The 9,439-nt window shown below is 69.9% G+C and carries 8 protein-coding genes; 1 reads left to right on the top strand and 7 read right to left on the bottom strand.

Annotation, left to right across the window (positions count from 1 at the left end):
* Positions 1 to 33: 33 nt before the first annotated feature.
* The 7 genes from rsmG to rpmH all read right to left on the bottom strand — a co-directional run bounded on the left by rsmG (position 34) and on the right by rpmH (position 6,186).
* Positions 34 to 831, bottom strand: coding sequence for a 16S rRNA (guanine(527)-N(7))-methyltransferase RsmG (gene rsmG, locus ACY5KJ_RS13490; protein ID WP_462187255.1), 798 nt, complete (start codon positions 829 to 831; stop codon positions 34 to 36).
* A gap of 293 nt (positions 832 to 1,124) precedes the next feature.
* Complete coding sequence (locus ACY5KJ_RS13495; RefSeq protein WP_462203495.1) at positions 1,125 to 2,969, bottom strand: hypothetical protein; 1,845 nt, start codon at positions 2,967 to 2,969, stop codon at positions 1,125 to 1,127.
* 61 nt (positions 2,970 to 3,030) lie between these two features.
* Positions 3,031 to 3,585: a Jag family protein gene (locus ACY5KJ_RS13500; RefSeq protein ID WP_462187257.1), complete on the bottom strand. Its 555-nt coding sequence runs from the start codon at positions 3,583 to 3,585 to the stop codon at positions 3,031 to 3,033.
* A 137-nt stretch (positions 3,586 to 3,722) separates the two neighbouring features.
* On the bottom strand, positions 3,723 to 5,096 hold the full coding sequence (gene yidC, locus ACY5KJ_RS13505; protein ID WP_462187258.1) for a membrane protein insertase YidC: 1,374 nt from the start codon (positions 5,094 to 5,096) through the stop codon (positions 3,723 to 3,725).
* A gap of 12 nt (positions 5,097 to 5,108) precedes the next feature.
* A complete protein-coding gene (gene yidD / locus ACY5KJ_RS13510; protein ID WP_462187259.1) occupies positions 5,109 to 5,639 on the bottom strand; it encodes a membrane protein insertion efficiency factor YidD in 531 nt (176 codons plus the stop codon).
* Positions 5,636 to 6,007: a ribonuclease P protein component gene (gene rnpA / locus ACY5KJ_RS13515; RefSeq protein WP_462203496.1), complete on the bottom strand. Its 372-nt coding sequence runs from the start codon at positions 6,005 to 6,007 to the stop codon at positions 5,636 to 5,638. Before rnpA ends, yidD begins: the two co-directional genes overlap by 4 nt.
* Positions 6,008 to 6,048: 41 nt before the next feature.
* Positions 6,049 to 6,186, bottom strand: a complete 138-nt coding sequence (gene rpmH / locus ACY5KJ_RS13520; protein WP_462187261.1) for a 50S ribosomal protein L34 — start codon at positions 6,184 to 6,186, stop codon at positions 6,049 to 6,051.
* Positions 6,187 to 7,072: 886 nt separating this feature from the next.
* Between rpmH and dnaA the strand changes: the two genes are divergently transcribed.
* Positions 7,073 to 8,755 (top strand): chromosomal replication initiator protein DnaA, encoded by a 1,683-nt coding sequence (gene dnaA, locus ACY5KJ_RS13525; protein WP_462187262.1) that lies wholly within the window; start codon positions 7,073 to 7,075, stop codon positions 8,753 to 8,755.
* Positions 8,756 to 9,439: the final 684 nt, after the last annotated feature.

Consider the following 9,439-nt stretch of genomic DNA (forward strand, 5'->3'; position numbering starts at 1 on the left):
CCCCTGGCCCCACCCTGGCCCGCCGACGCTGTTTCACGTGGAACGAGACTGTCCACGTGTCGGCTGGTCACGACCGACCTCCCGTGATCGGAGTGAATCCCGTGACGTCCGTCTGACCTGTCTGCCATCGTGCCGCTCACCGTCGCCGCGCCCTCCCCTGCTCTCGGCCCGGGTGCGCTGGGATGAACGTACGGCCCGGAGGACACGGGCGGGTTCCTCCACCCGCCCCTCCCCGCACCTCACGACATCCACGGGATGCCAACCCTGAGTTCCGAGACCGCTGCGCGCGTCCTGCAGTTCCTCCAGGATCCGTGAACCGCGCATCGCCAGCATGACACCACCTGGTCGCAGCATCGGAAAGAGGATTGCGCGCAGCCGCTCCAGGGGAGCGACTGCGCGGGCTACGGCTATCCCGAATCTACGACCGTCCGGGCCGATTCCGGCATCCGGTGCGCGGCCACCTACCACAGAAATCTGGTCCTCCAGACCTATGGTCGCCACAACCTCGTGCAGGAATCGGCACCGGCGTTCCATCGGCTCGAGCAGCACCACCCGCAGATCCGGGCGGGCGAGCGCCAGCGGGATACCCGGCAGCCCCGCGCCGCTGCCGACGTCCACGACATCGGCCTGCGCCGGGACCGCGTCGGCCAGGACCGCGCAGTTGAGTACGTGGCGGTCCCAGAGCCGGTCAGTCTCACGCGGACCGATCAGCCCGCGCTCGACCCCGTCGGTCGCCAGCAGCTCGACGTAGCGCGCCGCGGATCCGGTCCGCGTGCCGAAAATCTCCACCGCGACGGGGGGCACCTCGGGGGCATCCGGGAGACCCGTCATGGCCGGATCCCCCGCCGTGCCATACGGCCAGCCCGCGCCGGCCGGGCCGCCTGCGTCACCTCGACCGGCCACAGCATCGAGCCGAGCCGGGTTGGGCCCGTGGGCATCGCCAGGTGACCGCCGGCAGCGGGCGGATGGGAGACCGGATCCGTGGACCCGGCCGGACAGGACGAGAAAGCTGGGCAGGACGAGAAAGTCAGAAGACCGCGCACCCGACAAGCATCCCCGCCGACCTCGAGGTGCTCGCGCCGCCACCCCCACGGGAGGCACGGTTCCGGCCCGGGGGACGGATGTCAGGTCGTCCGGTCGGACACCACGGTCCGCTGCGGCCGATCGAGTCGCGGGGCGGCGCCGGCGCAGCGATCGAAGACGGTCAGCGTTCCGGTGAGGGGGAACTGCCAGCCACGGCCGGCGCACCACCCCGCCCGGGGCAGCGCGGCCAGGTCGGGCGCGAGCGCCGGCCGCTCCGCGTCGAAGACGAAGACGAGCAGCCGGGTCGGCGGGACCCGGCGGTTCGCCAGCTCGCCGACCAGGGAGGTACCCGCAGCGCCGAAGAAGATCGTGTCCTGCCGTGGCACCCGGGCCGGTACCCGCCCGGCGCCGGCACTGGGGAGAGCTGCCGGCTCACGCGCCGGGTCGTCACTCGCCTCCATCGCGTACAGCCAGCCAGGCCGGGCGAGGCGGCCCCCGACCACCACCAGGTCTCCCGGGCGGTGCAGCTGCCGGGCCGCGATGGCCGCGTCGACCATCCGATCGAGGCCACGAGTCCGGTGCCGATGATCCCAGAGCTGCCCGCTTCCCGACAGCGAGGTTCCCAGGAGCGGGACACCAAGCAAGATGATCATTGCGAGGCCGGCCAACGGCAGCACGGCGGTCGGAGAAATCGTGTTCGCGCCGGCGCTCGACGTCGGCGAGACACCGGAAACATCCAATCGTGACTGCTCGGTGACAGTCCTTCCGGTAGGGAGGGTCGGGGTCGCGGCCATCAGTGTCGGTACGGCCGGCTGAGGCCCGACGGCGGGGATACGAGGTCGCACCGCCGCCACGAACAGGACCACCAGCCGCCGGGTGCCCACCACGATCACAACGACGATCAGCGGCACGACGAAGAGGTTGGTCCGGGTCGGCCCGAACGGCCAGTACCGCGCGGCGCTCGCTCCCAGCATCAGCACCTGGGCTCCGCCGAGCGCGGTGAGGAGCAGCCTGCCGTCCGGTCGTCGTGCCAGCACGAGGACGCCGGTCAGGCCGGCGATCGACACCGCCACGGCGAGCAGCACCGAGACAACCGGCCCCCCGGACACCGTCGCATGGATGAGGCTCGGGTCGAACCGGTCGATGCCGGGCGGCATACCGGTGATGAAGGCTCGCATCTGATCGACGATGAAGCGTACGGCCTCGACCGGCCCACGACCGGCGATGAACTGGCGATCCCAGTAGTCGCCGCGACGCTGACTGGACTGGTGCCCGATGAAGAACACGGTGTGCGCCACGCTGATGGCGACCGCGGGCAGGCATTCCACCAGTCGCCAACGCCGCGCCGGACCGCGCCATACCTCCGCGGTCGCCAACGGCAGCACCAGAAAGATCCCGGGCACGGCGGTCAGGGCCAACAGGCCCGCCGCGGTGCGTCGCAGGAGCCGGGCACGGGAGAACCCGCCGGTGACAGGTTCAGGCCGCGGGGACAGCGAGGGCCGCGGGGACAGCGAGGGCCGCGGAGATGATCCGGTCGACCAGGCGAGGACGATGCAGACGGCGGCCAGCGCCTCGACGGAATACGGCTTGAGTTGGGTCGCGAGATCCAGGAAGGTCACGTTCAGGCACAGCCAGCACGTGGCGAACACCGCCGCGACCAGGCCGGTGAAACGGCGGGTGAGCAGGACGATCGCGGCACCGAGCAAGGGCACGGCGAGATACCCGGGAAGCCGGAGCGACCAGCTGTGCCAGCCGAGGACCTCGCCGGCCACCCGGGTCAGGCCGAACCAACCCAGCGCCGAGGGGGTGTTGGCGACGGTCAGCTCCGGCCAGAACGAGGACGCCGGTTCGCTGACGAAGTGGGCGCGCCAGATCTCGTCGTACCAGAAGGGTCTGGTCAGATAGGCATGCAGAATGCCGAGCACGGCCGCCAAGCCGACACCCACAGCGGCGGCCAGCACGGCGGAACGCGCCGGCCGCCACCGACCCGCCATCGGTCGGCGCCGGTCAGCCGAGAAGGATGACCACCCGGCGGCCGGGTTCCTCGCCCTCGGACTCACTGTGCACGCCGTCGATCCCGGCAACGGTGTCGTGCACCACCTTGCGCTCGAACGGCGTCATGGGAGCCAGCTTCTCCGGCTCACCACGCGTGATGGCGCGCGACGCCGCGGCGATCGCAATCTTGCGAAGCTCGACCCGCCGCCGAGCGCGATGGCCGCCGACGTCGAGCATGAGACGGCTGCGGGTGCCCGTCTTCTGGAGCACCGCGAGCCTGGTCAGTTCCTGCAACGCCTCCAGCGTCTCGCCGCCCGCCCCGATGAGCTTGTCCAGCCCCTCGCCTACCACGGCGACGACGGCGCGGCCGCTCTCGACGTCGAGGTCGAGGTCACCGTCCATGTCGACGATGTCGAGCAGACCCTCGATGTAGTCGGCGGCGATCTCGCCTTCCAACTCGAGATCGGACAGACGCCGATCCTCCGTGCCGGCAGTCTCGTCCGAGGGAGCGTGCTCGTCGGAGACTCCGGCTCCATCCACAGCCAGTTCAGGTGCCGAACCGGTCATCAGCGACTCTCCAGGGGAACGGGGGCGGCGGAGCAGAGATTACGGGATGCCGCCACTCGATGACGAAATCGGGTCGGCAGCCTGCCTGCCTGCCGGTCGGTCGGTTGGTCGGTTGGTCGGGAACGGCGTCTCCCGGATCAACGCCGCCCACCGGGCCGCTTGCCCTTGCCGCGCCGTTTCGCGGGTCGGGAGCCGCCGACCTGGCGCCGCACTCCGGCGGGTACGGGTGCCGGCCGGGGCGTGCTCTCCCCGTCGGAGGGTGCCGTCGGCCCGCTCGCCGCGCTCTGCCCGGCATTCTCGCCCGGGGCGTTCCTGCGGCCCGCCGCGCTGGTCTTCGCCTCCGCGCTCCGCTCCGTGGATGCGGCCGTGGTAGCGGCGACGCCGTTGTCCGAGACGCCACCGCCCGAGACGCCGTTGGCACCGGGACCGGCCGGCGCCCCCGCCTTACCGCTCTTCGGGGTCACCGCCGCCTTCGGAGTCACCGCAGTACGGGTCGCGGTCGAGGTGCCGTTACGGGACCGGGTGCCGGGGGGAGCCGTCGAGGACGTCCGACCGGCCGCCGCGGCACCGGAATCGCCGCCCTTGGTCGGGGTCACCGAGGCAGACCGGGGGCGGTTCTTCGACTTCGCCCCGGCTCGGACACCGGGAGCCGGCCGAGCGGGGGTGACGGCGCCGTCGGCGGCCGGACGGGCACCGGGCAGCCGGCCGTTCGCATCCTCGGTCTTGATCGGCGGCATCTTCTTCATGATGAAGAACTGCTGGCCCATGCTCCACAGGTTGGTGGTGAGCCAGTACAGCAGCACGGCGATCGGGAAACGGAAACCAAAGAAGGCGAGCATCAGCGGGGAGCCGTAGAGCAGCGCCTTCTGCATGATCGCCTGCTGCGGGTCGACCGGCCCGGTGCGGGCCATGATCTGGCGCTGCGTGAGGAAGGTCGTAAGACCCATCAGCACGATCAGGACGATCGCGAGAATCCTGACGTGCGTGCTGTCGACGCCGAGGAAGCGCGAGAAATCGCCATCGGAGGTGAACTTGCTCGCCAACGAGATGCCGAACACCTTGGCCGAGGCGATCTGCTCCACCTGGTCCGCGGAGAGCCCGACCCGGGGACGCCAGACCAGCGAGTGGTTCGGGCCCTCGTTCATCGGCGCCAGGTGGGTGAACACGTGGAACAGCGCGATGAACAGCGGGATCTGGAGGAAGATCGGGAGGCAGCCGAGAAGCGGGTTTCCATGCTCCCGCTGCAGCGCCATCATCTCCTGCTGCATGCGGGGTTTGTCGTGCCCGTACTTCTCCCGGATCTCCTTGATCCGGGGCTGCATCACCTGCATCGTCCGCTGCGACTTCACCTGCTTGACGAACAGCGGGAAGATCAGAATACGGACGCAGACGACCAGCAGGACGACCGAAAAGGCCCAGGAGAAGAAACTGGCAGCACCGAAGATCGGCGCGAATCCCTGGTGAAAGAAGACGATCGCGTTCGCCGCGAGGTGGTATAGGGGATCCAACAACAGTCTGACTCCTCACACCCACGGTCCGCGACCGGAACCGGCGATCTCGGCCCGCGCCCCCCGGCTGGGAGACGGAGGACCATGCCTGTGGACGGGCGGTACGGCGACGACCGGATCGCCCGCGCTCCGACCGTCGGGAGACCTGCCGGGGTCGGCCATCGCGCCCCTGGGTCTCCGAACGATTCCCGGAGCCGGATCCGTTCCCGGCACGGGGTCGTACCCGCCGGCCGCAAACGGTTGGCAGCGCAGCAACCGGGCGACGGCGAGGGCACCGCCACGCATACCCCCGTGGCGCCGCACCGCGGCCAGCGCGTAGGCGCTACAGGACGGCTCGAACCGGCACATGCCGGCGTTGCGGGCCGACCAGCCGGCTCGGTAGAGCCGCACGAGCCCGGTAAAGGTCCAGGCCAGGGGACCGCGTACCGCGCCGTCGGCGTTGCGGGCGACCCGCGGCAGGCGGCGCCACACCATCCGGGAGGCCAGCAGGAGGTCGACGACGGCCGCCGTGGCCAGCAGCACGACCAGCACCGTCCCGGCGGTCATCGTCCACGCCCATCCGGGCGCCTGGCATCCGCCGGCCGGGCCACCCTGGCGAGCGCGGCGTCCAGCGCACGGCCGAGCTCCGCGGAGCTCGCCGTCGCCGCATCGGGCAGCGCACGCACGACCAGCATCGTCCCCGGCGCGAGCGTGTCCAGCCGAACCCGTACCTGTTCCCGCAACCGGCGCCGCACCCTGTTACGCACGACCGCCTTCCCCACCCGACGGCCGACCACGAAGCCGGCCCGTGCCGGATCGCCGCTTGTTGTCCACAGATTGTGGACAACAAGCGGGCCGGATCGGGTTCGCCGACCCGTAGTCCCCACCCGGGCATGTTCGTCCCGGGTTCGGACGCGGGAGCCCTCAGGAAGCATGACCGGCAAGGGGTACCAGCAGGACCAGCGGGAACCCGCCGTCAGGCGGAGAGCTCGCTGCGGCCCTTACGACGGCAGGCGGACAGGATCGCGCGGCCCGCGCGAGTCCGCATGCGCAGTCGGAACCCGTGCGTGCGGGCCCGCCGACGGTTGTTCGGCTGGAAGGTGCGCTTACTCACGTGAGAACTCCGTCTGCAAGATGGACGCGGGCGGTGATCTTCGCCGCCGAGGGGGGAGTGGGCCGCACCACACGGCCCGGGCAAGCAGATCCCACGACAAACGAAGCGGTCTAACACCGCGGTTCGGCCTAGCCTACACAGGGCGGTGCCTCGGACGGTCCGGCGGCGAGGGATCACTGCCGGGCAGGGGGGACCTTCGGCGATCCGCCGACCCCGTGCCCGCCGGCCGCGGCTGGCCGCACCACCGTCATCCGGCCATCGCCCGGTCGCCACCAGGCCGACCTTGCCACAACGGCACTACACCGAACGCCAAGACGCGAGCGCACCGCGGCCGCGGCCGCGGCTAGCCGGCATCCGTCCGGCGGCCGTGGAATGCCACACTGCCGCAGCGGGCCCTCGGCGCCTCGACGATGGGGCAGGGACGCGGCCCGGCCGCCGCGGGTACGTTCCGGCCCCGGCACGGCGGCTCGGGCCGCACCTTACGATCCTGGTGGCAACGTCTCACTCGGGGCGGGCACCAGACCGCGTCAGGTATGCCCGCGCTCGGTGAGAACGACCGGCTCGGTGCACCCTGACCTGTGGAAAACGCCTGTGGAGAGGGCGGTCGGCGGAGGGGCCAGGGCGGAACGGGGGGGACCTGGAGCGGATTCAAATGACCTCACTGATACAGGTTCATCCCCGGGAATGAGCCGGTTGCGCCACGCCGCATGCCGTGTCGTGTCCATACACAGGTTGTGGACGACGATGTGGAGAACCATCGCGACGAGGCCCCTCGGTCGCTCGGTGGCCGGGGACCACATCACCAGCCGCATCAGCCGCGACGCACCTCCAGCACGCGGGGAGCAGCACCACCCGCAAACCGTACCGAACTGCCCGAGGAGCCCCCGTGTCCAACCTCCGCGCCGACTCCGTCGCCGGTCTGCCGTTCGGGGACGAACCTTCGGGTGACCCGGACCTGGCCGCGGTGTGGAGCCAGGCCGTCGCCGGGGTCGCCGACGGCACGCTGTCCGCCCAGCAGCGTGCCTGGCTGCGGCTGACCCGCCCCCTCGGGCTCGTCCAGGACACGGCTCTGCTGGCCGCGCCGAACGAGTTCACCAAGGATCTCCTCGACTCGCGCCTGCGCCCCTTCTTGTCCACAGCGTTGTCCACAGCCTATAGGCGGGAGATCAGGGTCGCGGTCACCGTCGAACACCTGCCTGATCCGGAACCGATGAGCGGACCGATCCGGATCGTACGGCCGGTGGACGCCAGAGGCGACACCGCACCGGGTCAGGGCTCGGGCCCCGCCTCCGGTTCGGCGTTGAACGCGGGTGCCGGATCGGGATCGACCGACACCGCCGCAACCCCGGTGCCGGGGGCGAGACCGGGCTCGTCGGCGGCCCCGGCATCAGCCGCTCCGGCACCGGCACCGGCACCGACGGCACTGGTGAACGGCGAACTGCCCTTCCCCGACGCCACCGAGGGAACACCACCGGTACGGGTCAGCGCGGGTCTCGGACGCGATGCGGCGCCGCACGAGACCGAACCGGCCCAGGCCCGGCTAAACCCCCGCTACATTTTCGAGACGTTCGTCATCGGCGACAGCAACCGGTTCCCCCACGCGGCAGCGGTGGCCGTCGCCGAGGCACCCGCGAAGGCCTACAACCCGCTTTTCATCTACGGGGACTCCGGGCTCGGCAAGACTCACCTTCTGCACGCGATCGGCCACTACGCACTCAAGCTCTACCCGAACATGCGGGTGAAGTACGTGAGCTCCGAGGAATTCACCAACGACTTCATCAACTCGATCCGGGACGACCGCCAGCAGGCGTTCCAGCGGCGCTACCGTGACATCGACGTCCTGCTCGTCGACGACATCCAGTTCCTGGAGAACAAGGAGCGGACGCAGGAGGAGTTCTTCCACACCTTCAACGTCCTGCACGACGGCGAGAAGCAGATCGTGATCAGCTCCGACCGCTCGCCCAAGCAGCTCTCGGCCCTGGAGGACCGGCTGCGCAGCCGCTTCGAGTGGGGACTGATGACCGACATCACCCCGCCCGACCTCGAGACGCGCATCGCCATCCTGTCGAAGAAGGCGGCCACGGAGCGCCTGCCGGTACCTCCGGACGTCCTCGAATACATCGCCACGCACATCGAGCGCAACATCCGTGAGCTGGAGGGGGCGCTGATCCGGGTCGCGGCCTTCGCAAGCCTGAACAAGTCCCACGTCGACCGCACGCTCGCCGAGATCGTGCTGCGTGATCTCATCCCCGATGCCGGCAATCCCGACATCACGGCCGCCGCAATCATGAACGCAACGGCGGCGTACTTCGGCGTCTCGATGGAGGACCTGTGCGGCACCTCACGTAGCCGCGTGCTGGTCACCGCCCGTCAGATCGCGATGTACCTGTGCCGGGAGCTGACCGACCTGTCGCTACCGAAGATCGGCCAGCACTTCGGGGGTCGGGATCACACGACGGTCATGCATGCCGACCGCAAGATCCGCGGTCTGATGGCGGAACGACGCGCGATCTACAACCAGGTCACCGAGCTGACGAACCGCATCCGTCTGCAGGCCCGGCAGGCCTAGCGCCGCTGCCCGCTGCCACCGCCGCTGCCCACCGCCGGGCAGCACGGTTCCTTCCTATTCCCCCCGGCCGGAACGGTCCTGCGGACCGATGGCTGCCGCCCGACGGCGGGGCGTGACGCCTCGCCGGGTGTCACACATGGCGCATGGACCGGACGCCGCGGGGCAGGACTCCCCCGAACGACCACGGACAACCGGGGACAACCGGGGACAACCGCACCGAGCCCACTGGGTGGTTCCGCCCACAGCTTGTGGAAAACGTTGTGGACAGCCTGCGGTCGGAACGGTGGAGTGGCAGTGGACAGCCTGTGGACAACTCGGGGAAGGCCTGTGGAGGGACAACGTGGTCCTTGTGGACGCAGATCGGGCCTGGGGATAACCACTGCGCGCATGCACAGATCCACCCACAAGATTTGCACCGGCCGACAACCCCTCTGACCTGCGGAAACAGCGGTTATCCCCAGTATCCACACCCCCTACTACTACGACCAACTAGATTTTTCTAAGAATGATCAAAAGCTCTTAGTACTAGGGCCTGTTTGGGAAGTATGTCCCGAGGCTGGCCGTGGATCTGATGGTGATTTTCGGATTGCATGATCCGTTGTGTGGTGCGGGGTGACCTGACGAACGAGCGGTGGGCTGTGCTGGAGCTGTTGCTGCCGTCGGAGGCGGACACGAAGAAGCCGG

This window comes from Frankia sp. CcWB3 (assembly GCF_977927595.1).

What these genes read in the sequence shown, in the direction of transcription:
- rsmG (WP_462187255.1), bottom strand. Translation starts at nt 831, where the DNA reads ATGACGGGTCTCCCGGATGCCCCCGAGGTGCCCCCCGTCGCGGTGGAG.
- ACY5KJ_RS13500 (WP_462187257.1), bottom strand. Translation starts at nt 3,585, where the DNA reads ATGACCGGTTCGGCACCTGAACTGGCTGTGGATGGAGCCGGAGTCTCC.
- yidD (WP_462187259.1), bottom strand. Translation starts at nt 5,639, where the DNA reads ATGACCGCCGGGACGGTGCTGGTCGTGCTGCTGGCCACGGCGGCCGTC.
- rnpA (WP_462203496.1), bottom strand. Translation starts at nt 6,007, where the DNA reads ATGCTTCCTGAGGGCTCCCGCGTCCGAACCCGGGACGAACATGCCCGG.